The organism is Streptomyces sp. NPDC049837 (assembly GCF_040674455.1).
Taxonomy (GTDB): Bacteria; Actinomycetota; Actinomycetes; order Streptomycetales; family Streptomycetaceae; genus Streptomyces.
The window spans coordinates 421,624-447,067 of the sequence record NZ_JBFAMP010000002.1 but is presented as its reverse complement, the minus strand read 5'-3'; the positions used below and the strand labels follow the sequence as shown (position 1 = coordinate 447,067).

At 73.0% G+C, this 25,444-nt stretch carries 16 protein-coding genes; all 16 read left to right on the top strand.

Going from position 1 to position 25,444, the window contains the following annotated elements:
* Position 1: 1 nt before the first annotated feature.
* The 16 genes from AB0J57_RS06545 (at position 2) to AB0J57_RS06470 (ending at position 25,443) form a co-directional block, all read left to right on the top strand.
* On the top strand, positions 2 to 802 hold the full coding sequence (locus AB0J57_RS06545; RefSeq protein WP_366126869.1) for a DUF4255 domain-containing protein: 801 nt from the start codon (positions 2 to 4) through the stop codon (positions 800 to 802).
* A 33-nt stretch (positions 803 to 835) separates the two neighbouring features.
* Positions 836 to 2,908, top strand: a complete 2,073-nt coding sequence (locus AB0J57_RS06540; RefSeq protein WP_366127165.1) for an AAA family ATPase — start codon at positions 836 to 838, stop codon at positions 2,906 to 2,908.
* Positions 2,899 to 3,183 carry a hypothetical protein gene (locus AB0J57_RS06535; protein WP_366126868.1) on the top strand — a complete coding sequence of 95 codons (285 nt, stop codon included), beginning with the start codon at positions 2,899 to 2,901 and terminating at the stop codon, positions 3,181 to 3,183. The genes AB0J57_RS06540 and AB0J57_RS06535 overlap by 10 nt, the downstream gene beginning before the upstream one ends.
* The gene (locus tag AB0J57_RS06530) at positions 3,180 to 9,656 is read left to right on the top strand and encodes a DUF4157 domain-containing protein (protein WP_366126866.1); all 6,477 of its coding nucleotides are present in this window, start codon (positions 3,180 to 3,182) and stop codon (positions 9,654 to 9,656) included. Before AB0J57_RS06535 ends, AB0J57_RS06530 begins: the two co-directional genes overlap by 4 nt.
* Positions 9,657 to 9,740: 84 nt before the next feature.
* The gene (locus tag AB0J57_RS06525) at positions 9,741 to 10,403 is read left to right on the top strand and encodes a hypothetical protein (protein ID WP_366126864.1); all 663 of its coding nucleotides are present in this window, start codon (positions 9,741 to 9,743) and stop codon (positions 10,401 to 10,403) included.
* On the top strand, positions 10,400 to 11,065 hold the full coding sequence (locus AB0J57_RS06520) for a hypothetical protein (RefSeq protein ID WP_366126863.1): 666 nt from the start codon (positions 10,400 to 10,402) through the stop codon (positions 11,063 to 11,065). Before AB0J57_RS06525 ends, AB0J57_RS06520 begins: the two co-directional genes overlap by 4 nt.
* A gap of 2 nt (positions 11,066 to 11,067) precedes the next feature.
* Positions 11,068 to 11,424 (top strand): hypothetical protein, encoded by a 357-nt coding sequence (locus AB0J57_RS06515; RefSeq protein WP_366126861.1) that lies wholly within the window; start codon positions 11,068 to 11,070, stop codon positions 11,422 to 11,424.
* Entirely contained in the window at positions 11,417 to 12,559 is a 1,143-nt protein-coding gene (locus AB0J57_RS06510; RefSeq protein WP_366126860.1) for a hypothetical protein, read from the top strand. Before AB0J57_RS06515 ends, AB0J57_RS06510 begins: the two co-directional genes overlap by 8 nt.
* A gap of 18 nt (positions 12,560 to 12,577) precedes the next feature.
* A complete protein-coding gene (locus AB0J57_RS06505) occupies positions 12,578 to 13,105 on the top strand; it encodes a phage baseplate assembly protein V (protein WP_366126859.1) in 528 nt (175 codons plus the stop codon).
* 19 nt (positions 13,106 to 13,124) lie between these two features.
* Positions 13,125 to 13,466 (top strand): hypothetical protein, encoded by a 342-nt coding sequence (locus AB0J57_RS06500; RefSeq protein ID WP_366126858.1) that lies wholly within the window; start codon positions 13,125 to 13,127, stop codon positions 13,464 to 13,466.
* Complete coding sequence (locus AB0J57_RS06495) at positions 13,463 to 13,840, top strand: GPW/gp25 family protein (protein ID WP_366126857.1); 378 nt, start codon at positions 13,463 to 13,465, stop codon at positions 13,838 to 13,840. The genes AB0J57_RS06500 and AB0J57_RS06495 overlap by 4 nt, the downstream gene beginning before the upstream one ends.
* Positions 13,837 to 16,989, top strand: a complete 3,153-nt coding sequence (locus AB0J57_RS06490) for a putative baseplate assembly protein (protein WP_366126856.1) — start codon at positions 13,837 to 13,839, stop codon at positions 16,987 to 16,989. The genes AB0J57_RS06495 and AB0J57_RS06490 overlap by 4 nt, the downstream gene beginning before the upstream one ends.
* Entirely contained in the window at positions 16,986 to 20,729 is a 3,744-nt protein-coding gene (locus tag AB0J57_RS06485) for a putative baseplate assembly protein (protein ID WP_366126855.1), read from the top strand. Before AB0J57_RS06490 ends, AB0J57_RS06485 begins: the two co-directional genes overlap by 4 nt.
* Positions 20,726 to 22,915, top strand: a complete 2,190-nt coding sequence (locus AB0J57_RS06480) for a hypothetical protein (RefSeq protein ID WP_366126854.1) — start codon at positions 20,726 to 20,728, stop codon at positions 22,913 to 22,915. The genes AB0J57_RS06485 and AB0J57_RS06480 overlap by 4 nt, the downstream gene beginning before the upstream one ends.
* Before the next feature lie 57 nt (positions 22,916 to 22,972).
* Positions 22,973 to 24,508 (top strand): DUF6519 domain-containing protein, encoded by a 1,536-nt coding sequence (locus AB0J57_RS06475; protein ID WP_366126853.1) that lies wholly within the window; start codon positions 22,973 to 22,975, stop codon positions 24,506 to 24,508.
* A gap of 47 nt (positions 24,509 to 24,555) precedes the next feature.
* Positions 24,556 to 25,443 (top strand): peptidoglycan-binding protein, encoded by an 888-nt coding sequence (locus AB0J57_RS06470; RefSeq protein WP_366126852.1) that lies wholly within the window; start codon positions 24,556 to 24,558, stop codon positions 25,441 to 25,443.
* The last annotated feature ends 1 nt before the right edge of the window (position 25,444 follow it).

Genomic DNA, 25,444 nt, shown 5'->3' with positions numbered 1-25,444 from the left:
CATGAGCAACGCACTTGCCGTCGCGACGGTCACCCAGGCCCTGGCGCTGCTGATCGGGAACAACCTCTCGCCCGAGATGGACATCGCGGTGAAGGTCGAGACCCGTAAGCCCCCGGCCGAGCCGCCCGTCGAGCCGACCATCAACGTCTTCCTCTACCAGGTCACCCCGAACGCCTCGATGCGCCACTACGACCTGCCCACGCGCTCCTCGGACGGCACGCTGATCAAGCGCCCGGCGGCGGCGCTGGACCTGCACTACCTGATCAGCGCGTACGGGGAGGAGGCCGAGCTGGTCGGCCAGCGGCTGATCGGCTGCGTGGTGCGGACCCTGCACGAGATACCGGTGCTGCCCAAGGAGCTCATCGAACTCGCCGCGCAGCGCCCGTACCTGGCCGGCAGCGACCTTGTGCGGTCGGAGCAGAAGGTGCGGTTCACGCCGACCGTGATGGACGTCGACGAGACGTCCAAGCTGTGGGGGATGCTCCACCAGACGCCGTACACCCTGTCGGTGGCGTACCAGGCGTCGCTGGTGCTGATCGACGGCCGCGAGGTTCCGGTCCCGGCGAAGCCGGTGGAGCAGCGGACGGTACGGGTGCTGCCGTTCGGCGCGCCGGGTGCGCCGGTGCCGCCGGGTGCGGAGGTGCCGGAGGCCGGTGCTCCTTCGAACGACGCCCCTTCGAACGACGCTCCTTCGGAGGACCCCGCAGCGCCTGCCGCGCCCGCCGCTCCCGCCAAGAAGCGGGCCGCCACCAAGCGTTCCGCTCCGGCGCGTTCCCGTAAAGCCCCGACCAAGGAGGGCTGAGGCACGGTGCGCGACACGGGGGCGGGTGAGGGCATGGGCAGCACGTACGGCGAAGGCACGGGCGCGGACGGCCGGGCGCTGGCGGCGGCCGTCGCAGCGGTCCTCGCCCGGGTGGACGCTCACGCGGCACGTGCGCGGCACGCGGGACGCGGCGCACCGGAATCCGGTGACCGGAGCTCCGGCGCGGCGGGCGGTCCCGTTGACCGCCGTACCGGCGCGGCGCCCGGGGGTGACGCGGCCGGGAAGCGTCCCGCGCGCCGGGAGCCGGCCGGGCAGGTCACGACCGCGGCGGCCCCCGCCCCCGGGCCCGGCACGCTCGACGCGCTGGTGACGTGCTTCGGGCTCACGCCGTTCGAGCGGGACGTCGTCCTGCTGACCGCCGCCGCCGAGCTGGACCCCACCGCCGGGAGCCGGTGCGCCGCCGCCTGTGGTGATCCCGAGCGGGCGCATCCGACCTTCGCGCTCGCCCTCGCCGCGCTCGCCGAGCCGCACTGGAGCGCGCTGACGCCCGTCGGGCCGCTGCGCCGGTGGCGGCTCGTCGAACTGGACGACGAGACCCGGCTGACCACGTCCCGGCTGCGGCTCGACGAACGCATCCTGCACTTCCTGGCGGGCGCGCCCTATCTGGACGCCCGGCTGCACGGGCTGCTGCGGCGGGCGGCCGTGCCGGAGTCGCTGCCCGCCTCGTACGACGTGGCGGCGGACCGGGTCGCGGCCGCCTGGGGTGACCCGGCCGGGCAGGACGCACCGCTCCGCGTCGAACTGGTCGGCGGCGACCCCCGGTCGCGCGCCGACATCGCCGCCGCGGCCGCCCGGCGTTCCGGGCTCGGCCTGTACGCGATGGCCGCCGACGACATCCCCACCGACCCGGCCGAGCGCGACCGGCTGGCCCGGCTGTGGCAGCGCGAGGCGATCCTGCTGCCCGCCGCGCTGCTGGTGGAGGTCGGGGACCTGGACCGGGACCAGGCCGCCGCGACGGACGCGTTCATCGAGAGCGCCGCCGTGCCCCTCGTCGTGTCCAGTGCCGATCCCCGGCCGACCGCGCGGTCACGCGGCGAACGGGTGGGCGTACCGGCGCTCGACACCGACGAGCGGCTCGGTCTGTGGGCGGACGCCCTCCGCGACGTACCGGAGGTGTCCGAGGAGGACCTGCGGGATCTCGTCGAGCAGTTCGCGCTGCCGCCGCACCTGATCCGCTCGGCGGGCGCGGCGGTGGTACGGGACCTGCCCGGCGAGGACGAGCTGGACGCGCGCGAGCTGGCCTGGCGGGCCGGGCTCACCGAGGCGCGGCTTGGCATGGACGAGCTGGGCCGGCGGATCGAGCCGCAGGCGGGCTGGGGCGACCTGGTGCTGCCGGAGCGTCAGGTGCGGGTGCTGCGCGAGATCGTCGCCCATGTGCGGCAGCGCCCCACGGTGTACCAGGAGTGGGGCTTCGCGGCCACGCTGCGCCGCGGGCTCGGCGTCACGGCGCTCTTCGCGGGCGGCTCGGGCACGGGCAAGACCCTGGCCGCCGAGGTGATGGCGAGGGAGCTGGGGCTGGATCTGTTCGTCATCGACCTGTCCCAGGTGGTCAGCAAGTACATCGGCGAGACCGAGAAGAACCTGCGCAAGGTCTTCGACGCCGCCGAACGCGGCGGCGCGCTCCTGCTGTTCGACGAGGCGGACGCGCTGTTCGGCAAGCGCAGCGAGGTCAAGGACAGCCACGACCGGTACGCGAACCTCGAAGTCAGCTACCTGCTGATGCGGATGGAGGCGTACCGGGGCCTCGCGGTCCTCACCACCAACATGAAGCAGGCGCTGGACACGGCCTTCATGCGCCGTATCCGGTTCGTCGTCGACTTCCCCTTCCCCGGCGAGGGCGAACGCGCCGAGATCTGGCGGCGGGTGCTGCCGTCGCGCGCCCCGATGAAGGACATCGACCCGGCGCTGCTGGCCCGGCTGACCGTGGCGGGCGGCTCGATCCGCAACATCGCGCTGTCGGGCGCGTTCCTCGCCGCCGAGGAGGGCGAGCGGCTGGGGATGCGGCACATGCTGGAGGCGGCGCGTACCGAATATCTGAAGCTGGACCGCTCCTTGACGCCGTCGGAGGTCCACGGATGGGTCTGAACGAGTCACCGCGCACGGTACGCGTCGACATCGGCGAGCTGGTGCTCGACGGTTTCGGGCGGCTTGACCCGGACCGGGTGTCGGCCGCGTTCCAGGCGGAGCTGGCCCGGCTCGTACGGGAGCGGGGCGTGCCGCTCGCGGCGGACGGCGGCCGGGCGCTGGACGCCCTGTCCGGGCTGCCGCCGCTGCCCGCGACGACGTCGCCGGGGCGGCTGGGCGAGGCGCTGGCGCGTGCGGTGCACGCGGGGCTGTCGGGGCGGGGTGAGCCGCGATGAGCACCTCTCGCGCGGAGGACACCAGGGCGGCGGCGCAGAAGGAACGGCGCCGCAAGCGCAAGGAGCGGGCCACTTCCCGCGTGCCGGAGCCGAAGAACATCGTCAGCGGGGCCGGTCAGCCGCTGGACCTGGGCGTGCGTCGGGAGCTGGAGGAGCGGCTCGGGTACGACTTCGGCCAGGTCCGGCTGCACACCGACCGGGACGCGGACGCGCTGACGGACATGCTGGGCGCGGACGCGGTCGCGGTCGGCCGGGACATCTTCTTCCGGGAGGGCGCCTACCGGCCGGGGACGGCGGACGGTCAGCGGCTGCTGGCGCACGAGCTGCTGCACACGGTGCAGAGCCCGCACGGGCTGGGAGCGTTACGCGCGGGGCGCGACCCGGGCGCGGTGAGCCTGCCGCAGCAGGCGGTGGAGCGCGAGGCGGAGTCGGCGGCCCAGGACCTCGTACGAGAGGGCCACGCGCCGGACGTCGAGCCGGGCCAGGAGACCCCGGGCTGGCTGCGGTACGCCACCGTGGACGCCGACCGCCGGCGCATGGAGGAGCTGGACCCGGCGACCCTGGTGGACCGGCTCGCGAACGGCGTGCTGCGCTCACTGCGCGGCGACCCGGCCGACCTGTCGGGACGGGTCCGGCTGCAACTGGCGCGGATGTCACCGGGCTTGCAGGACTCGGTGCTCGACCGGCTGGAAGTGCGGCTGCTGTCGAACGAGTACGACCGGCTGCTGGACCTCGCCGAGGAGTCGGCGGTCGGGCCGGTCGAGCTCGGCCCCGCCGAGGTGCCCGGCCCGGAGATCGACCTGTTCGAGGAGCTGGGTGTCGAGCGCGCCCGGTGGCGGCGCGCGGAGGAGGGCGACCGGGCGTCCGGTGACAAGCGGGCCGAGGACGCCCGCGAGGAGCGGCGGGACGCCAGGGCGCGGGACGAACGGCAGGGCGGCGAGCGGAGCAGGGCGCGCGCCGACGCGGCGGCCGAGGACCAGGAGGCGGCCCGGCGCGAGGAGCAGGAGGACGAGCGCGCGCGGTCCAGGGAGCGGGCGGAGCAGGAGCAGCGGCAGGAGCAGGAGAAGCAGGACCAGGACCGGCAGCGCGTCGACGAGGCCGCCGACGAGCGGGCGGAGCAGCGCCAGGAGGGCGCCGAGCAGGCCAAGGAGGAACGCAGGGCCCAGCGGGACCGTGAGGAGCGGGACCCCGAACAGGCCAACGCCCCCGGAGCGGACAAGCGCAAGCGCAAGGACGACGCGACGAAGCCCGCGAACGGCGCCAAGCGTGAGGACGTCGACCCCAAGGCGAAGGCTCAGCCCGGTCCCGTACGCCCGGAAAAGGTCGACGAGCGGGCGGAACAGCGGGACAGCGCGCTGTCCGAGCACGGCCTGCACGAGAAGGACGAGGACGAGGGCGAGCCGCTGGAGGCGGAGAAGCCGCTCGGCCTGGAGCCGGGCGCGGACAGGGAGATCGGCGGCGAGGACGCGGCCCGTACGCCGGGGGCGGGCGGGGCCGAGGCCGAGCTGAAGCCCGAGGACCACCTGCCGGCGACCGACCTGGACGTGTCGTCCGTGCCGACCGCGGACAACCCGGACGCCGCCATGCCCACCTTCCCCGCTCCCCCGCCGACCAAGGCCGAACAGGTCCAGCAGCAGCGGGAGAACGACGCGGAGGAGGAAGAGGACGAGGACGCCCCGGAGGCGGAGGCCAAGCCTCCGGGCGCGGAGGTGGGGCCGGTCGAGGGCGAGGCCCCGCAGCCGGAGGGCGGGCCCGCGGCCGAGGCCGGGGACCGGGCCGAGAAGGACCTCCAGCCGGAGAAGCCGGTGGAGCAGGAGGTCGGTCCCGACCCGGAGACGGACGGGCGGCAGCAGCCGGAACCGGAGGCGGAACAGCGCGATCCGGAGCAGGAGCAGGAGGCGGCGCAGCGCGGCCCGGAGGACGGGCGCGAGGGTGCGGACGCGGACGACGATTCCCCGGACGCGCGTGGGGCGGCGGACCAGGAGCAGGAGCGCAAGGAGCGGCAGGAACGCCAGGAGCAGCAGGCGGCGAAGGGGCTGCCGCAGGGGGCGGCGGCGGACAAGCCGGCGGGGGCGGCGGGCTCGGACCCCGGGTCGTCGCCGGTCGCGCCGCCGGCGGGTGCGCGGGGCGAGCGCAGCTCGGTCGAGGACCGCCGCCCCTCCCCCGCCGCGCGGCGGGTCGCCGACTCGGAGCGGGGCGACCACGAGGGGTCCGCGCCCCGGAGCCAGGTCCCCAGGGAGAGCGGTCCTGGCGCCGCGCCGAGCGGCGTGGTCGGCGGCAGCGGCGGTACGTCGGGACCGAGCGCCGCGACCGGTCCGGGCGGGGCGCCCTCGGTGACGCGGGCGGCGGTGAGCCCGGCCGCCGAACAGGCGGACGCGCCGGGGCGGTTGGGCGCTCCCGCACCGGAGGGTGCCAAGGCGCGGCCGGACGCGTCGCTGGAGAAGGACGGCGGCGGCTGTGCGCCGCCGGAGCCCGCGGCGGAGAAGGACGAGGGCGGCGGGAGCTGCGGCGGTGGCGGTGGCGGCGAGGCGGCCCCGGAGGAGAAGCAGCAGGAGCCGCCGGACGTCTCGGGGCAGGACCCGAAGGCCGCCATCGGTACGGTCAGCAAACTGGCGCCGGATCAGGCGGCGGCCGCGATGCCCGGGGTGGACCGGGCGGCGGACCGCAAGGTGGGCGAGGAGCAGCGGCGGCTGGACGCCAGTCCGCCGAAGCGGGAGCGTCCTTCGGGCGCCCCGCGCACCATGTCGGGTCCGCCCGAGGCGGCGCCGCCGGCGGCACAGGTGACGGGCAAGGTCGAGCGGATCGGACCCGAGGAGCAGGGCGAGAAGCAGCGGGCGAAGGGCAGCGAGAAGGCGCAGGGGCAGAAGCCCACGGACAGCACTCCGCCGCCTCCGGTGCCGGCGGCGGGCAAGGAGCTGAGCCCCGAGGACGCCAAGAGCGTCGACGCGGCCGCCGACGCGGTGCCGACGGTCGACCCTGAGCTGCGCAACAAGACGGTCGGCCCGGCGCCCAAGATCCGGCTGGAGGGCGCGAGCGATCCGAAGCGTACGGACGACCAGGCCAGGGCGCTGAAGGAGAAGCAGTCCGAGCTCCAGGACACCGGGCGTCAGGACGCGGCGAAGCCGCTGGGCGAGGACCAGATCTTCCCCGACGCGCCGCGCGAGCAGCTCGTCGGCAGGGCGGCGGGCCGCGCGGGCGGCAAGGGCGGCGCCCTGGCGAGGTCGGCGGCGCCCAAGCCCGGCGTCGGGGCCGTCGCCAAACAGGAGCGCGGCGGCGAGATCCAGGGTGCGGCGGGGCAGGCGCAGGGCGATCTGGCCGCCAAGGAGAAGGAGCACCAGCAGGGCGAGCAGCAGGCCAAGCGGGAGAAGCAGACCGAGATCGACCGCGAGGTCGCCCAGAACGCGGCGAAGCAGACCTCGGAGCGGGGCCGGGCCGCCGAGGAGGCGCGGCGCGAGCGCGAGAACTGGCGTGCCGAGCAGGACACGAAGATCGAGGAGGCGGACAAGAACTCCGAGAAGGAGCACACCGCCAAGAACAAGGAGATCGTCAAGGCCCGCGACGACAAGGACAAGGAGGTCGAGGACCGCAAGAACAAGGACAACGAGCGGATCGACTCCGAGCGGGAGAAGGCGGAGAAGGAGGCCGAGAAGAAGAAGGAGGAGAACAAGCCTTCGGGCGGCTTCCTCGGCTGGGTCGCCGACAAGGTGAAGAGCGCCTTCAACGCGATCCTGGACGCGGTCACCAAGGTCTTCGACGCCGCGCGCAAGGCGGTCAACTCGATCATCGACACGTTCAAGGAGTGGGCCAACAAGGCCATCGACTTCGTACGTGACCTCGCCATCAAGGCGATCAATGTGCTGGCGGACGCGCTGATCGCGATCGGTGACGTACTGCTGGCGGCCTTCCCGGAGCTGCGGGACAAGTTCCGCAAGGCGATCGAGGGGCTGCGCGACAAGGCGATCGCGGCGGTCAACCGACTGGCGGACGGCCTGAAGAAGGCCGTGAACGCGCTGCTGGACGCGCTGGCGGCGGGCCTGAACAAGCTGCTCGACGTCCTGGAAGCGGGCCTGAAGGCCGTCATCAAGGCGTACCAGGCGGTGATCCTGGGCGCGATCAAGTTCGCGCAGGCGGCGATCGAGGCGCTGGGCAAGTTCGCGGCGCTGGTGGCGGACATCGCGCCGGACCCGGGCGGCTGGCTGGGCAAGGCGGGCAGTTCGGCGAAGACCGGTATCCAGGACCACCTGTGGGGCGCGATCAAGACGGGCGTCAAGCGGTGGTTCGACACGAAGGTCGAGGGCATCCTCGGGCTTGGCAAGGCCGTGATCGACGTCCTGGTGAAGGGCTGCGTCTCGGTCAAGCAGATCGGGAAGATGGCGTGGGACGCGATCATCGCGTCGCTGCCGATGATGATCGCGTCGATCGTGATCGAGAAGGTCGTCTCGATGCTGGTGCCGGCGGCGGGCGCGATCCTGACGATCGTTCAGGGCCTGATGGCGGCGTGGCAGAGCCTCAGCTCCATCCTGTCGGCCTTCAGCAAGTTCTGGGCCTACCTCAAGGCGGTCAAGGCGGGCCCGGCGGCGTGCCTCTTCGCGGAGGCGGTCGCGGCGGGGATCGTGGCGCTGCTGGACTTCATCGCCAACTTCCTGATGATCCGCCTCACGGGTGCGACCAAGGGCGTGGGCAAGCGCCTCAAGGCGATGGCCGAGAAGATCATGAGGGGCCTGAAGAAGACCGGCAAGGGCGCGAAGGAGGCGGCGGGCGACGCGGTCAACAAGGCGCGCGGCGCGGTACGCAGCGCCCAGGAGGCCCTGCGCCGGCCCCCGCTCCCGGCCAAGCCGAGGGGCCCCCGGGTCCCCAAGAACCGCTCCACGCCGACGGACCGGGGGCCCTCCGCGAACCGGCCCTCCAAGGACACGGTCACCGACCGCCCGACGAGCCGCACCCCGGACCGGGAACGGGACCGTCGCCGCGAGGAATCGGAGGCCCAGCGCGACCGCCAACGCCCCGAGTCCCGCCCGGAGTCCCGCCCCGACCGGGCCCCCGACCTCCGCAAGGACAAGTCCCCCGACCCGGCGCCGAAGAAGAAGAAAGAGGTCGAGGCCCCCAAACGCCAGAAGCCGCGCAAGCCCAAGTCCCCACTGGGCAAGGCCCTCGACAAGATCAAGGGCAAGGTCAAGTCGGCCCTGAAGAAGATCCGCAACGCGGGCAAGACGCTCGGGAAGAAGCTGCGCAAGAGCAAGGTCGGGCAGGCGCTGAAGAAGAGCGGCAAGAAGATCCGGGACTTCTTCAAGAAGAAGCGCGACCGTATGCGCGACGACAAGAAGCGGCGCATGGATCTCAAGCAGAGGCAGCAGAATCTACGCACGAAGAAGGAGAAGTCCAAGGATTCAAAGGCGGACCGGCTCGCCAAGATCGTGGCGCGTATTCGCCCGCTGCTCCGAGGCCGGCTGGCGAAGGGCCTTTCGCGCCCCGTTCATCAGCGCATGCTCGCCACGATGCAACGCTGGTACCGGCTCACCGCACTGGAGAGGCAGGGCTACCCGGACTTCAGGGTCGTGGCCAGTCTCAACCCGCAGGCCACAGCGACGCCGGGCTACACGGAAGCCGCGGACGAGGCCAGCGTCGAGCAGACGGACTACCTGGAGAACCAACCGGATCCCGACCTGCCGGCCCCTCGCGTACCGAATTTTGCAGATAACCGGCTCGCCGGGAACTTCAAGGCCGAGTACCTGAACAGGTTGTATGCCGAAGCAAGGGGAGAGAAGTCGCACAAGGCGCAGTTGCAGGAGCCCATAGGGTTCCGGCACCTCAACAAGTACGACCTGAACACTGTTGCCAGCACCCGGTGGGTGCGCATGCACCTGCTCACCGAGAAGCTGGGGGGTCCGGCTCGCGGATCCAACCTCGTGCCGGCGAGAAACACGGTCAACAACCCCACGTTCAAGCATGGGATCGAGGTCTTCCCCGAAAAGGAGATGCGGCGGAATGACCCTTCCAGGGCCGACGGGCTGAGGATGGTTTGGTACAAGATCGACCTCACCTATCACACGGGACCCGTGAAGGGCTTTCCCAACACCATCTCCGCCGAGTGGGGCACGTACAAGCACGATCGCCAGTCGAACAAGTGGAACGAGAAGGTGCCTGTGGGTCGTGGCCGTCTCGCCTTCTCCGTGGGTCCTCTGGAAAAACCGCCGCAGCCCAGGGGACGCACGAGCAAGGTCTTCGTGAACCGCGACAGTCAGCGCCGCCTGGTGAGAATGCTCAACATCAGCCCGTCGTTCGCCGACGCCATCATCGACGCGCGCACGAAGGAGGGCGACGGGAGCCCGGCGGCCGCTCCGCCCAAGAACACCGTGGAACTGGCAAAGCGCCTTCACGACTTGCCGGACAAACGAAAGAACAGGATCTCGGACTTCACCGCCGGGATGATCGCCCTGAGCGTCGCGGAACAAGAGCAGCACCTTGAGTACTGACCATCACGGGCCGAGCGGAGAACCACAGGCATGCGTCAACCTACGGAGATCGAAGAGCAGCTCCTCCGAGCACAGCAGGAGGTCATGGAGACTCCGCACCTCTCGGTGGACCGGGCAAAGACGGGCGACCTGGGGGAAATCTTCGAGGAGCCGCCAGCCCTTTTCAGTTACCTCCCGGACTGGCAGGGTGTCGTTCTCGACCGCGCCCTCTGCCGGAACACTCCGCGGATCTCGGAATTGGCCAACCGATGGCGCACGGATGGGTCGTCGGGATTGCCTGAACTGCACGGGGAGTTCCGCATCACGGATCTCTTCACAGCGGTCCTCCAGAGCCCTCCGGAGCTGGCCTGGCCAGGTTCGAGCGATGCGGAGCGTCAGCTCTTCGCCGAGTTCCGCGTCATCGATGACACCCCTATCGCCGCGACCGGCCAGCTGGCAGCAATTCGCATCCAGCCCCACGTCGAACCGCTGGAGATTTGGTACTACGACATGGACCTGAACCGGGCAGAGGGATGGGACAAGCAGTACGTGCGCCTTGATCTCACCTATCCGCAGTACGTTCGACAAGTCGCGCTGACGAAAGGCGTCCTCGGCTGGCAGTACCTGTTCACCGATGAGGTGTCCTTGCGACACCCCGACTTCGCCGATGTGCGGAACCGGCTGACAAGCATGCTGGACGTATTTCCCGACCTCTTTCCCGATTGGGACTACACCGACCTGCTTCAGCGACTGGAGGCCCGCCTGTGACCCGCTACGCCGACATACCCAAGCCCATCCGCTCCGGCATCGTCGTCGTCGACCCCGAGCGCGGCACACCCCAGCGGGTGATCGTGCTGCAGTTCAACCCCGACACCCTGGAGCGGTCCCTCGCCCCGCAGGCCGCCGGAGGGTCCGGGGACGCCGGCGGAGGCGGTAGTGGAGGGGACCGGAACGAGGCGCTGCGGCTGAAGGGGCCCGCCGAGGAGACGTGGAAGTTCACGGCGGAGATCGACGCGACCGATCAGTTCGAGGTGGCCGCGCCCGAGGGGATCCATCCGCAGTTGGCGACGCTGGAGATGCTGGTGCACCCCACCACCGCGCAGTTGCGGGAGGCGTCGCGGCTGACGAAGAAGGGGGCCATCGAGATCAGCCCGATCGAGGTGCCGCTGACGCTGTTCACCTGGGGCAGCAAGCGCGTGATGCCCGTGCGGCTCACCGAGTTGTCGATCAATGAGTCGGCGTTCGACGTCGATCTCAATCCGATCAGGGCGAGCCTCGGCATCGGCATGAAGGTGCTCAGCGTCAGCGATCTGCCGGCCGGGCATCGCGGGGCCGACCTGTATCTGGCGCATCTGGCGCAGAAGGAGCGGCTGGCCGCCGCCGCGCGCGGTGGGCGGCTGGCCGAACTGGGACTTGGACGGGGGTTGTAGGCGTGAGCGAGCCCTACGAGAGCGAGCTGGACGCGATTCCCGGGTCGCACCCCTACTCCCGCACCAGCCGGTACCACGACGCGGAGATCGGGGTGCACCACATGCCCGACGGGACCGAGGTGCGGTACACCAAGCGGCGGTTACTGCCGCCGCTGCCGGCCGACGAGGAAGGCGGGGACACCGCGCCGCACACCGTCAGCAGCGGTGAGCGCCCGGACCACCTCGGGCAGCGGTACTTCGGCGATCCGGGGCAGTGGTGGCAGATCGCCGACGCCAATCCCGTACTCGATCCGCGGGAGCTGACCGGGGAGCCGGGACGGGAGATCCGGATACCCCGGGCGGGCGGGTTCCATGGCTGATGAGACGCCCGTCGGGGGCGGGCCGGTCCGGCTGACCCTGCACATGGGCCCCAGGCTCACCCGGCCCGTCCCCGCCGAGGTCGCGGAGGCTCTGCTGTCCGCGCAGATCACCATGACCGCCGGGGAACGGAGCGGGTTCCAGTTGGCGTTCGACCTCACCAAACGAGGGCTGATCACCGACCGGCTGCTGCCCGAGGGGTTCTTCGACCCCCGGACCCGGGTCATCGTCACGACCTCGATCAAGGGGACGTCGACCGTGATCCTCGACGGGCTCATCGTGCGGCAGGAGGTGGGGGTGAGCAACGTCCCCGGCCAGACCACCCTCACCGTCACCGGCGAGGACCTGACCCTCCTCATGGATCTGGAGGAGCGGACCGATCGCTACCCGAACCTGCCTCCCTCCGAACGGGTGAGAAGGATCATCGGCAGGTACGCGGACTACGGCATCCGTCCGCGCGTCGTTCCGGAGCACGTCCATCAGCCACCACGCGAGCAACTCCGCGTCGAATACCAGACCGGGACCGATCTCCAGTACGTGACCGATCTCGCCCGGGCGAACGGCTACACCTTCTACCTGGAGCCCGGACCCGGGCACGAGGAGTCCTTCGCCTACTGGGGGCCCGAGCGCCGGCTGGGCCGGCGGCAGCACGCGCTCAACGTCAACATGGACGTCAACTCCACCGTCGACCAACTGACGTTCGCCTACGACGGGACGGCACGCGAGGAGCCACAGGCGCGCTGGCAGGACCCCCGGACACGGGACTCCCGGTTGCTGCCGCAGCCCGACATCAATCCCCTGCGCCCGCCGCTCGGCAAGCGCCCCACGCCCGCCCTCAAGCGGAAGACGCTGTCCGGTACCGCGAAGAGGGCCCCGGAGCAGGCCCAGGCCGAGCTGCTGGCCCGGGCCGCGACGTCCGCCGACGCGGTCTCCGGATCGGGGTCACTGGACGTCAACCGGCACGGATACGTGCTCCAGCCGCGTGAGCTCGTCGGAGTGCGCGGCGCCGGCCGGGCGTACGACGGCGACTACTACGTCAAGTCCGTCACCCACAACATCAGGCCCGGCTCGTACCAGCAGAACTTCACGCTCTCACGTGAGGGACTGATCGCCCGCAGCGCCACCGTGCGACCGTAAGGACCAGGAGAACTCTGCATGGCTGCAGGACCGAACAACCGGTTTCTCGGCAAGTTCCGGGGCCAGGTGGTGAGCAACCGGGATCCGCTCAGGATCGGCCGCGTCACCGTCAAAGTGCCGGACGTGCTGGGTGACGAGCCGTCCACATGGGCCTTGCCCTGCCTGCCGTTCACCGGGCGCCAGTCCGGGCAGTACGCGGTTCCGGCCGAGGGCGCCGGCGTGTGGGTGGAGTTCGAGCAGGGGGACCCCAGCTACCCCATCTGGACGGGGTGCTGGTACGGGCACGAGTCGGAGCTGCCCCCGGACGCGCTGGCGGGCCCGCCGGCGCACCAGAACGTGGTGATCCAGACGTCCGACCAGCACAAATTGGTGATGGGAGACGTGCCCGGCGGCACCGGGATCCGCCTCCAGGCCGCCACGGGGGCGTACGTGCAGATCGACGAGAAGGGCGTGACCGTCGCCAATGGCCAGGGCGCGTCGATCGTGCTGACCGGCAGCGAAGTCAACATCAACGAGGGCCGGTTGATCGTGCCCAAGAAGCCATAGTCAGGAAACGGGGAGAATCGTGTTGTCCGGGAATCTTGTGAACGGCGGCTCGGCGATCGGCTGCCCGCACGGCGGCCGGGTCGTCCCGGCCGCCGCGTCCCCGTCGTCCGCGGTGCGGATCGACGGCCATCCCGTGCCCACCGCCGCCGACGTCTTCACCGTCAGCGGCTGCCCGCACACCGTCGACGGCGTGCCGCACCCATGTGCCACGGTCCGCTGGACGCCTGCCGGCGACGGGGTGCTGATCGACGGTTCGCCGGTGCTGCTCGACACCACGAGCGCGCTGTGCTTCAGCGCCGCGCTCGTCCCGCAGGGGCCGCCGGTCGTCACCCCGGCGGGCCGGGGGGTGTCGTCGCGATGAGGAGCGTACGTACCGACATCGCCTTCCCCTTCCGGGTCGACGCCCGGGGCCGGACGGCGCACGCGGAGTACGACGAGCATGTGCGGGACCTCGTCGAGCAGTTGCTGTTCACCAGCCCCGGGGAGCGCGTGATGCGGCCCGACTTCGGCTGCGGGCTGCTGGACCTGGTGTTCACGCCGAACAGCCCGGAGCTTGCCTCCGCCCTGGAGCTGTCGGTGCAGGCCTCGCTCCAGCGCTGGCTGGGCGACCTGATCGAGGTGGAGGACCTGGCCGTGGTGAGCGAGGACAACGTGGTCCGGGTGTACCTGCGCTATGTGGTGCGCTCCACCGGGAGCCGGCGCGACGAGGTGTTCGAGGGGAGGGGCGCCGTATGAGCGGAACGGTCGCACACGACAGGCGCGCCCGGGTGCGCGCCGCGCGGCTGGGTGGCGTGGACGCGGTCGAGGTCGGCGACGACGGGCTGACCCTGACGGTGACGTTCCTCGGCAAGGCCCCCGAGGGACTCTGCCCGGAGAACATCCGCGTCGACGGCGGTCGCCGGATCACCGGCATCGAGGCCGTCGAGGTGTGCGTCGAACGCGAGGAGGACCCGGAGCTCGACGACCGGCTGCTCGTCACGCTCGACCGGACCGGCGACCTCTCCCGCTACCGCCTGTCGGTCGTGGACACCGATCCGTACGGGCGTCCGGGCACCGAGCCGTTCCCGGGCTTCGACCAGCGGTACCACTCGGCCGAGTTCACCTTCCGTGCCGACTGCCCGGCGCCCTTCGACTGCGTGGACGAGCAGCCGGGCCGGCCGCCCGTGTTCCCCACCGCGCCCGTCATCGACTACACGGCACGCGACTACGACACGATCCGCACGCTGATCCTGGACCGGCTGGCGCTGACGGCCCCCGACTGGGTGGAACGCAACGCCGCCGACCTGGGCACGACGCTGGTCGAGCTGCTCGCCCACACCGCCGACCGGATCGGCTACCAGCAGGACGCGGTGGCCACCGAGGCGTACCTCGACACCGCCCGCCGCCGGGTGTCCGTACGCCGGCACGTGCGGCTCATCGACTACCCGATGCACGACGGCGTCAACGCCCGCGCGTTCGTCACCGTCGAAACGGTACGGGAGCTGACGCTGCCGCCCGGCACGTTCCGGTTCGCCGCCGTGGACGTGCGGCGGCTCGGGCCGCGCGACCGGCCGGAGATGGGCACCGTCATCGACGACCGGGACCTCGCGGTGCTGGAGGAACGCGGCTCGGTGGAGGTGTTCGAACCGGTCGTGGCGCACGAGCCGCTGGTGCTGCGCCCCGCGCACAACACCATCCGCTTCTGGACCTGGGGCGGCGAGGTGTGCGCGCTGCCCAAGGGGGCCACGTCCGCGACGCTGCGGGACGGGTGGACGGACGAGGAGTGCTCGCGGCGGGCCCTGGCGCTGGAGCCGGGCGACCTGCTGCTGATCGAGGAGGTGCGGGGCGCCCGGTCCGGGACGCCCGGCGACGCCGACCCGGCGCACCGGCAGGCCGTACGCCTCACCTCCGTCACCCCGGCCGTGGACCGGTTGTGCGACCAGCCGGTGCTGGAGGTGACGTGGGCGGCGGAGGACGCGCTCGCCTTCCCGGTCTGCCTCACCACCCGGGGCGGCCCGGACTGCGAGCCCGTCGAGGACGTGAGCGTGGCGCGCGGCAACGTCGTCCTGGTCGACCACGGCCGCTCGCTCACCTTCTGCGGCGGTACGGCCGACACGGTCACCGTGCCGCCCGCGCCGGCCGTCCTCGGGTCGTGCGACCCGTCGGGCTTCGGCTGCTGGGACCCCGACAACGGCAACGCCACGGCCGCCCTGATCACCGCTCGGCTCCGGCAGACGCGTGGCGGGCGGCTGCTGACCGCCGATCAGGTGCGGGAGCTGTTCACCGTGGTCGGTGAGGACGCGACCGGCCGTGCCGGCATCGGTCTGGAGCTGGCCGGGCGGCGCCGCGCGAAGGTCGTCCCCGGCACGGCGTACGCGCAGGCCGAGGCGCTCGAGACGCTGCTGGCGCAGGTGGTCCACCCGGGCATCGAGCCCCGCTTCCGGCCGGTGCTGCCCCGCTCCCCCGTCGTCCAGTCGGTGCCGTTCCCGGAGCCCGGCCACGTCTCGGCCGGGCAGGCGGACCGGCTGGCCGCGATCCCGGGCGCGGTGCGGGCGCGGCTGGTCGAGCTGTGGCGCAGCGCCCGCGACTGCGACGGGCTGGCCGAGCCCGAGATCGCCGAGCTGACCGTGCTGTTCGGGCTGCGGGTGCTGGAGCGCCTCGAGCTGCGCCGGCACCCGGTGCGGGCGCTGCGCGAGCTGCTGCACCGCAGCGAACGGCTGCTCGCCGCCAAGGTGCGCCGCCTGGAGGTGCTGACCGCCCGGGCGCGTGCCGGGGCGGTGCTGGACGGGTCGATCGCCTGGGAGGTCGCCCACACGTGGGGCCCCCGGTACGCGGCCGGGCTGCACCCGGACGAGCCGGTGCTGCGGGGGCCCGCCGCCGCGCTCGTCCAGGACCCGCGGGCCGCGCTGCCCGCCGTGACCCTCGCGGAAGGCCAGGAGGGCGACGAGGTCTGGACGCCGAGGCGCGACCTGCTGGGCAGCGGCCCGCGTGACCGGCACGTCGTCGGTGAGCTGGAGGACGACGGGCGGATCGCGCTGCGCTTCGGCGACGGACGGCACGGTGCCCGGCCCCGTCCCGGGGCGCGGCTGGAGCTGCGTTACCGGCTCGGTGGCGGGACGGCCGGCAACGTCGGCGCGGAGGCCATCAACCACCTCGTCCTGTGCCGCGATCCGGAGGACTCCGACACCGGGGCGCCGATGCCGGTGGCGGGCGTGCGCAACCCGCTGCCCGCCGTCGGCGGCACGGAGCCCGAACCGGTCGAGCAGGTACGTCAGTTGGCGCCGCTCGACCTGAGGCGCACGCGCCTGCGCGCCGTCACGGCCGAGGACTACGCGGCGCTGGCCGCCCAGGTGCCCGGCGTGCAGCGGGCGGCCGCCGAGATCCGCTGGACGGGCAGTGTGCGGGAGGCGCACGTGGCCGTCGACGCGCTGGGCAGCGGCGACCCGTCGCCCGAGCTGCTGGACTCCGTGGCGTACGCCCTGGAGCGCTACCGCCGGATCGGTCACGACCTGGTCGTCGGCCCGGCCCGGCACGTGCCGCTGGACGTCGCGCTGACGGTGTGCGCGGCGCCGGGCCACCAGCACGGGCAGATCCTGGCCGAGCTGTACCGGGTCCTGGGCAGCCGCCGGCTGGCCGGTGGGCGGCTCGGGCTCTTCCACCCCGACGCGCTGACCTTCGGCGAACCGGTGCGGCTGAGCCGGCTGGTGGCCGTGGCGGCGGCCGTCCAGGGCGTGCGGAGCGTCCGGGTGACCCGGCTGGCCCGGCTTTTCCACGAACCGGACGACACGGCACTGGAGGCAGGCGTGCTGCGGCTCGGCCCGCTGGAGATCGCGCGTTGCGACAACGACCCCGACCGGCCCGAGCTGGGCCGACTGTCGATCGAGCTGGGCGGAGGTGCCCGATGAGCGGCTCCCGGCACTGCGGCTGCGGCTGCGGTGGGCACGACGAGCGCCATGCGCCGAAGGCCCTGTACAACCCGCCGGGGCGCACGGCCCTGGACTACCGGGTCGGTGAGTACGGCTCGTTCCTGGCGGCCATGCTGGACCGGCTCGCCTCGCCCGCCTACCCGGCGCTACGGGGGCTGACCGTCCGTACGCCCGACGACCCGGCGATCGCGCTGCTGGACGCCTGGGCGGTGGTGGGCGACCTGCTCACCTTCCACTCCGAGCGGATCGCCGACGAGGGGTACCTGCGCACGGCGAACGAGCACCGGTCGCTGGCTCTGCTGGGGCGGCTCGTGGGGCACCGGGCACGGCCCGGTGTCGCGGCCGACACGCACCTGGCGTACACCCTGGACCGTGATCCGCGGGACGGGGACACGGAGGTGCTGATCCCACGCGGGTCGCGCAGCAACAGCGTGCCCGCGTCCGCCGGCGAGGAGTCGCAGACCTTCGAGACGAGCGAGGACCTGACGGCCCGCTGGGCGTGGAACGAGCTGGCCGTGCGCCGGCGGCGGCCGGGCCTGCTCACGCCGGAGGACCTGCGCGAGCGGTCGGAGATATACGTGTCCGGTACGGGCACGTCGCTGCGGACCGGTGACAGGCTGCTGTTCGTCTTCGCCGGTGCGGAGCCTGTGCTGCTGCCGGTGGCCCGCGTCCGGGTCGACCGGGACGAGGACGTGACGGCGATCGGGCTGCCGCGGTCGGCACCGCCGTCGCTGACCGAGCTGGTGGCCGAACTGCGCCGGTGGATCACGGAGGACCCGTTCGACGTGGAGGACGGGGAGCCGACCCCGGACAACCCCAATCCGCGTCCCGTCAGCATGCTCATCGAGACGTTCGACGAGCAGGTGCTGGCGCCGCTGCGCGCCGACCTGGAGGGCATCACGAGCCCGGCGCGGTTCGCCCGGCGCCTCGCGGACCCGCACGAGCGGCTGGCCGAGGCGCAGGCGATCGCCGCGCCGTACGAGGAGGTCGCGGCCTGGTTCGAGCGGTTGGAGGCCGTGGTCGGCGAGCTGCGCGAGCGGGCGGCGGACCTGGAGCCCTCGCAGCCGGTGCCCGAGCCGGAAGGAACTCCTGGTCACGCGGCCATGCGGGCCCTCGGGGCCGTTCTGCCGGCGCTGCGCACCCGCGAGGTGAAACCCCCGGCGAGGGCCCAGGCGCCCACGGCGCAGCGGTTGTTCGCACCCGGATCGGACCTGGGCGCGCAGGTGCTGTCCGCGCTCGATCCGCGCGTGGCGGAGGGGCTGTACGCGGCGTGGCGCCATGCCGCTCCGGTGACGGCCCCGCTGCTGCGTGAGCTCCAGGCGATGCGCGTGACGGCGGCGCCGTTCGGTGCGACGGCGCCGCTCAAGCCGGTGCAGGACGAGCGCGGGAGGGTGATCCGGCAGACGGACTGGCCGCTCGGCGGTTCGGCCCTGACGACGATGCGGGTGGTGTTCGACACGGCGGGCCGGGTGCCGGTGCGGGCCGAGTTCCAGCACGTCGAGACCGGTTCGTCCGTCCAGACGTCGGAGAACCTGCCCGCCGAGAAGACGTTCCCGCTGGGGCCCGGCCAGGTGTGGTTGCAGACCCGGGTGGGGCCGGACCACGACCTGAGCTGGCTGACCCGCCGCCCCGCCGACTCCCAGGAGCCGGGCGTGACCGCCCAGTTCATGGACGGCCTGCCGGACCGGCAACTGTTCGTCTCCCGCCCCGCCGAGGACGGCCGCGTCCATGTGGTCGTGCACAACGGCGAACCGCTGAGCTGGCTGCTGCGCCCCGGTGAGCACCGGCAGGTCACGCACGGCGGGCTGGAGGTGACCGTGCGGTACACGGCCGGCAGCGAGCCGACGAACGTGGAGATCGGCCTCGCGACCGTGCCGGAGCGGGCCGACCGCCACGTCCTGCCGCTGGACTCGGTGCACGAGGGGATCACGGTCGGGAGCTGGGTCGCGATCGAGCGCCCCCGCAAGGGCGTCGAGGTCTCCCAGGGAGGCATCCCGGGCGACCGGAAGCTCGCGTTCGTGACGACGCGGGTGACGGCCGTGCGTACGGCCGCGTACACCAACTTCGGCATCACCGGCCGTGGCACCGAGCTGACGCTCGCCGATCCGTGGCTGGACGAGCACGACGTGCTGCTGTCCACCATCCGCGACGCCACCGTGCACGCGGGCGGGGAGGCGCTGCGCCCGGCCGACGAGCCACTGGGCGAGGACGTGCACGGCAACGACATCGAACTGGCCGAGCTGTACGACGGGTTGCGGCCGGGCCGCCATCTGATCGTGTCGGGCGAGCGCACCGACGTTCCCGGCACGTCCGGGGTGCGCGGCACGGAACTCGCCGTGATCGCGGCCGTGGAGCAGCACCGCGACCCGCACCTGCCGGGCGACCACGTCCACACCAGACTGACGCTCACCGCCGACCTGGCCCACCGCTACCGGCGTGACACCGTGCGCGTCCAGGGCAATGTCGTCCCGGCGACGCACGGTGAGAGCCGCGACGAGCCGATCGGCAGCGGTGACGCGAGCCGTACCCATCAGACGTTCACGCTCTGGCAGTCACCGCTGACCTGGCTGCCCGCCGACAACCCCCTGGGCGCCACGCCCACGCTGGAGGTACGGGTCGACGGGCTGCTGTGGCACGAGGTGGACAGCCTGGCCGGGCGCGGGCCCACCGAGCGCGTGTACGTCACGGGGACGGCCGGGGACGGGCGTACGACCGTGACGTTCGGCGACGGCGTGCACGGCTCCCGGCTGCCCACCGGCCACGAGAACGTCCGCGCCCGGTACCGCTTCGGCACCGGGCGGGCCGCCAACGTCGCGGCGGACCGCATCACCCAGGCGGTCTCCCGGCCGCTGGGTGTCACCGCCGTGACGAACCCGCAGCCCGCGACGGGCGGGGCGGACGCGGACGGCCCCGGGCTGACGCGGCGCACCATCCCGCTCGCCGTCTCGGCGCTCGACCGGCTGGTGTCGGTGAAGGACTACGAGGACTTCGCGCGCTCGCGGGCGGGCATCGGCCGGGCGGCGGCGCGCGAGGTGTTCGACGGGCGGCGCCGGGTGCTGCACGTGACGGTCGCGGGCGTGGACGACATCGCGATCGGCCCCGGCTCGGAGGTGCTGCGCGCGCTGCGGTCCTCGCTCGCCCAGTACGGCGACTCCCGCCTGCCGGTGCGGGTGGACGTGCGGGAGCTGGTGCTGTTGCTGCTGTCGGCGCGGGTGAAGGTGGCGCGCGACCACACCTGGCGGGTCGTGGAGCCCCGGCTGCGGCGGACGCTGCTGCGCCACTTCGGCGCGGGACAGCGGGAGTTGGGGGCGCCGGCCCGGCTCTCGGAGGTGCTGGCGGCGGCGCACACGGTGCCGGGCGTGGAGTACGTGGACGTGGACGTGTTCACCGGGGTGCCCGCGTCGGTCACGCCGGAGGAACTGGCGGGGCTCGCCGGGTCGCTCGCCGAGCCGCGCACCACGGTCCCGGCGAGGCTCGCCCGGTACGACGAGGACGTGCACCGCGTCACCGCCGAGGACGGGGAGACCCTCACGTCCGTCGCCGCCCGGTACGGCCTGCCACTGGCGGGACTGCTGCGGCTGAACCCGGACATCACCGATACCCGGCGACTGGAGAAGGGGCGGTCGGTGTGCGTGTTCCGCGGCATCCGCCCGGCCCAGCTCGCCCTGCTGTCCCCGCACGTCGCGGACACGCTGATCCTGACGGAGGTCACCGCATGAGCCCGAGCAACAGGGAACCGGACGGGCTGATGGAGCTGCTCCCGCAGTGGCACCGGCTGCGCGACGCCGAGGCCGGCGAACCGCTGCGCGCACTGCTCGCGGTGATCGCCGAGCAGGTCGACCTGGTGCGCGAGGGGGTCGCGCAGAACTACGAGGACTGGTTCGTGGAGACGGCGGCCCCGTGGGTGCTGCCGTACCTGGGCGACCTCGTCGGCTACACCCCGCTGCCCGGGTACGAGCGGGTCCAGGCGCGGGGGCTGGCGGGCAAGGACGGCGACTCGCGCGCCCGGCTGGCGGAGGCCCTGGCCCCGCGCCGGGACGTGGCCGCCACGGTCGCCAACCGGCGGCGCAAGGGCAGCCTGGCGCTGCTGGAGGAGCTGGCCGGGTCGGTGGCCGGGTGGCCGTCGCGGGCGGTGGAGTTCTCCAGGCTGCTCGCCGCCCACCAGCCGGTGAAGCTGTACGGGCCGGGCACACCGGCCGGGAACGCGCGGCGCCTGGAGCGCGGCCGGCTCGCCGATGTGCGCGAGGGTGCGGCGCTGGACCTGGCGGGCGGGCCGTTCGGCGCGGTCGCGCGGTCGGTGGACGTGCGGCGGGCCGGGTCGGCCCGGAGGCAGGGCGGGTACTCCCCGGCCGGGGTGGGGCTGTTCGTGTGGCGGCTCAAGCCGTACCACGTGACCCGGGCGCCCGCGTACTGCGTCGACCGGGCCCGCAGCCTGTACACGTTCTCGATCCTGGGCAACGACAGCCCGCTAGTGACGAAGCCGGTGCCGGAGCCGTCCGCCACGCTCCCCCTACCTCCGGTGGGGGGACCCCCAGCCACCATCGACACCGTACCGGCGTACATCAGCCGCAGGCAGCTCGCCGACCGGCTCGCGGACTACTACGGGCCGGGCAAGTCGTTCACCGTCTGGCGCGACGGGCAGGACGAGCCGGTGCCCATGTCGGACCTGGTGGTGGCGGACCTGTCGGACTGGCGCTACCGCCCCAAGCGCGGGCAGGTGGCGGTCGATCCGGTGCTCGGCCGGATCGCGTTCGGGTCGCGCACCGCGCCGCGGCAGGGCGTGTGGGTCACCTACCACTACGCGTTCTCCGACGACATGGGCGGTGGCGAGTACCCGCGCGAGCGGGAGACGCCGGCGGGCGCGAAGGTCTACCGGGTCGGTCCCGGACAGGCGTACCAGCGGATCATGGACGCGTACGGGGACTGGCGCGGTGACCGGCGGGCGGGGCGCTGCGGCCCGGACGGGGTCATCGAGATCACGCACAGCGGCGCCTACCAGGAGCAGTTGGACTTCGACCTGGACCCGGGCGACCGGCTCCAGTTGCGGGCGGCGGAGGGCACGCGGCCGGTGATCCGGCTGCTCGACTGGTACAGCAACCGGCCCGACGCGCTCAACATCCGGGCGCAGGAGGAATGCGCCGGTGACGCGCCCCGGATCGTGCTGGACGGGCTGCTGATCACCGGGCGCGGGCTGAATGTCACCGGTCCGGTGGGCGCGGTGGTGCTGCGGCACTGCACGCTGGTGCCGGGCTGGTCGCTGGAGCCGGAGTGCGACCCGCACTCCCCGGAGGAGGCGAGCCTGGTGCTCGACCGGACCACGGCGTGCGTCGCGATCGAGCGGAGCGTCCTGGGCACGATCGAGGTGATCGGCGACGAGGTGGGCCACGACCCGCTGGACATCCACATCCGTGACAGCGTCCTGGACGCCACCGGCCACGAGCGGGCCGCCCTGTCCGCCCCGGACTGCCGCCACGCGCACGCCGTCCTGCACGCGCACCGCACCACCGTGATCGGAGAGGTCCACACCCACGCGGTGGAGATCGCCGAGAACAGCGTCTTCACCGGGCGGATGCACGTGGCCCGCCGGGGCGTCGGCTGCCTGCGGTTCTCGTACGTGCCGCCCGGCTCGCGCACCCCGCGCCGGTACCGCTGCCAGCCGGACCTCGCGGGCCGCGAGCACGCGCCGCTGGTGCGCCCGCTGTTCACCGGCGAGCGGTACGGCACCCCGGCCTACGCGCAACTGGCCGGCAACTGCCCGGAGGAGATCGGGCGGGGCGCGGAGGACGGCTCGGAGATGGGCGCCTTCCACGACCTGTACCAGCCGCAGCGCCTGGACAGCCTGCGGGCGCGGCTGGCCGAGTACACGCCGGCCGGCACGGACGCCGGGGTCATCACCGTGACCTGACCACCCCGCACACCCATACGACTTCGGAACCACGGACTTCTAGGGGGACCCCTTCCCATGCACGCAGACCTCTCCCGCGTCACCTTCCGGCCGGACCGGCACTACTCGGCGGTGATAGCCCAGCAGGGCCGGGTCCAGCTCGACGCGGACGCCAATGAGCAGGCCGCGATCCAGTTGGCCCAGGCCCGTACCATCGCCGCCGACCTCATCGGCCGGTACGGCGGCCCGCTCGGAGCGACCGGTTTCAAGATCGACTTCAAGGGCCGTGGCCAGGAGCTGGACGAGCTGACCATCGGGCCCGGCCGCTATTACGTGGACGGCATCGCCCTGGACGCGACGCGCCCCCGGCCCGGCACGCCGGTCGACGACGACGGGCAGGCGGCCGCGGACGAGGGCGACAAGGGCGACCAGGCCCCGGCGACCCCGGCGCCGCCGGACACCTGGACGTACTGGGACCAGCCCGACGGGTACCGGGACCCCGAGCGGCCCGGCGACCGGCTGCCCGCACAGTTCCCGTACCTGGCGTACCTGAAGGTGTGGGAGCGGTCGGTCACCGCGGCCGAGGACCCGCTGCTGCGCGAGGTGGCGCTGGGTTCCGCGATGCCGGACACGGCGGCCCGCCTGAAGGTCGTCTGGCAGGTGCTGGCGCTGCCGGGTGACCGGCTGGAGGTGGCGGACCAGCGGGACAAGGACCAGATCCGCGAGGCCTTCGCCGCCTGGGCGGCCGCGCAGACCCCCACCTCACGGCTGGCGGCCCGCAGCCGGCGCCCCGACCGCGCGGACGAGGACCCGTGCCTGGTCCGGCCGGACGCCCGTTACCGGGGCCCGGAGAACCAGCTCTACCGGGTGGAGGTCCACGAGGGCGGGACGGCGGAGAGCGCCACGTTCAAGTGGTCCCGGGAGAACGGCTCGCTGACCTTCGCGGTCGACGGGCTCGACGGTACGTGGGCGGAGCTGGCCTCGCTGGGCAGTGACGACAAGCTCGACCTGAACGTCGGCGACTGGGTCGAGTTCACCGACACCGCCTACGTCAGCCGTGGTGAGCCGCTGCCGCTGCTGCGGGTCGAGGAGGTCGACCTGCCGGGGCGGCGGGTGCGGCTGTCGGCGGAGCCCGACCCGTCGGTGGGGCGCCGCCCCGAACTCCACCCGTTCCTGCGGCGCTGGGACCACCGCGCCCCGGGCGGCCGTCCGCACCAGGGCGCGCCGAAGCCCCGGGGCGGGGCGCTGCGGATCGAGGAGGGCCGCTGGCTGCCGCTGGAGGACGGCGTCGAGGTGTACTTCGAGCCGGGCCGGACCTACCGCTCGGGCGACTTCTGGACCGTCGCCGCGCGGACGGCGACGGGTGACGTGGAGTGGCCCACGGACGCGGCCCGCCGGCCGCTGCTCCAGGCCCCGGGCGGCATCCAGGTCCACTACGCGCCGCTCGCCTGGGTGTTCGGCGAGGGCTCGATATCCGATCTGCGCCTGGCGTTCGGGCCGCTCTCCGTTCCGGTCCCGCCGGCGAAGGAGGAGGAACTGGCGGCGGAGGCCGAGGCCGAGGCGCAGGCCAGGGCCGCCGAGACGGCCGATTCATCCCAACAGGCCGAGAACTGACGCACATCAACTGATGGCGCGTCCGAACCGGGAAAAGGAGCACCACGATGGCAACTCCGCTGTCCGCCTCCCAACTGCTCAAGGTCCTTCGTGACGAGGGCCTTGAGGTCGTTGAGCACCGCAACTGGCGGACCCACAACCGCAACCACAAGGGCCCGTGGGGACCGGTGCACGGGGTGATGATCCACCACACCGTCACCTCGGGCACCCAGAACTCCGTGAACATCTGCTACAACGGCCACTCCAGCCTGCCCGGGCCGCTGTGCCACGGGGTGATCGCCAAGGACGGCTCGGTCCACCTGGTCGGCAACGGCCGGGCCAACCACGCGGGGCTCGGCGACGACGAGGTCCTCCGCGCGGTGATCGACGAGCGTGCGCCGCTGCCCGCCGACAACGAGGCCAACACCGACGGCAACCGGTACTTCTACGGCTTCGAGTGCGTCAACCTCGGCAACGGCAGCGACCCCTGGCCGGCCGCCCAACTGGAGGCGATCGAGAAGGCGGCGGCCGCGATCTGCCGGGCGCACGGCTGGTCGGACCGCTCGGTGATCGGGCACAAGGAGTGGCAGCCGGGGAAGATCGACCCGCGCGGGTTCACCATGGACTCGATGCGGGGCCGGATCAGACAGCGGCTCGGCGGGAAGCCGGACGGCCCGGCGAAGCCGCCCGCGCCGAAGCCCCCGGCGTCCTACGAGCCGTTCCCCGGCGCCGCGTACTTCGCGCCGGGCCGGCGCAGCCCGGTCATCACGGCCATGGGCAAGCGGCTGGTGGCGGAGGGCTGCGGACGGTACGAGGTCGGCCCCGGGCCCGAGTGGAGCGAGGCGGACCGCAAGTCGTACGCCGCCTGGCAGCGCAAGCTCGGCTACACGGGCAGCGACGCCGACGGCATCCCGGGCAAGGCGAGCTGGGACAAGCTGAAGGTGCCCAACGTCTGAC

Coding starts and splice junctions, on each gene's coding strand:
- AB0J57_RS06505 (WP_366126859.1), top strand. CDS start 12,578: ATGGCTGCAGGACCGAACAACCGGTTTCTCGGCAAGTTCCGGGGCCAG.
- AB0J57_RS06545 (WP_366126869.1), top strand. CDS start 2: ATGAGCAACGCACTTGCCGTCGCGACGGTCACCCAGGCCCTGGCGCTG.
- AB0J57_RS06510 (WP_366126860.1), top strand. CDS start 11,417: ATGGCTGATGAGACGCCCGTCGGGGGCGGGCCGGTCCGGCTGACCCTG.
- AB0J57_RS06530 (WP_366126866.1), top strand. CDS start 3,180: ATGAGCACCTCTCGCGCGGAGGACACCAGGGCGGCGGCGCAGAAGGAA.
- AB0J57_RS06480 (WP_366126854.1), top strand. CDS start 20,726: ATGAGCCCGAGCAACAGGGAACCGGACGGGCTGATGGAGCTGCTCCCG.
- AB0J57_RS06470 (WP_366126852.1), top strand. CDS start 24,556: ATGGCAACTCCGCTGTCCGCCTCCCAACTGCTCAAGGTCCTTCGTGAC.
- AB0J57_RS06495 (WP_366126857.1), top strand. CDS start 13,463: ATGAGGAGCGTACGTACCGACATCGCCTTCCCCTTCCGGGTCGACGCC.
- AB0J57_RS06540 (WP_366127165.1), top strand. CDS start 836: ATGGGCAGCACGTACGGCGAAGGCACGGGCGCGGACGGCCGGGCGCTG.
- AB0J57_RS06490 (WP_366126856.1), top strand. CDS start 13,837: ATGAGCGGAACGGTCGCACACGACAGGCGCGCCCGGGTGCGCGCCGCG.
- AB0J57_RS06525 (WP_366126864.1), top strand. CDS start 9,741: ATGGAGACTCCGCACCTCTCGGTGGACCGGGCAAAGACGGGCGACCTG.
- AB0J57_RS06535 (WP_366126868.1), top strand. CDS start 2,899: ATGGGTCTGAACGAGTCACCGCGCACGGTACGCGTCGACATCGGCGAG.
- AB0J57_RS06485 (WP_366126855.1), top strand. CDS start 16,986: ATGAGCGGCTCCCGGCACTGCGGCTGCGGCTGCGGTGGGCACGACGAG.
- AB0J57_RS06475 (WP_366126853.1), top strand. CDS start 22,973: ATGCACGCAGACCTCTCCCGCGTCACCTTCCGGCCGGACCGGCACTAC.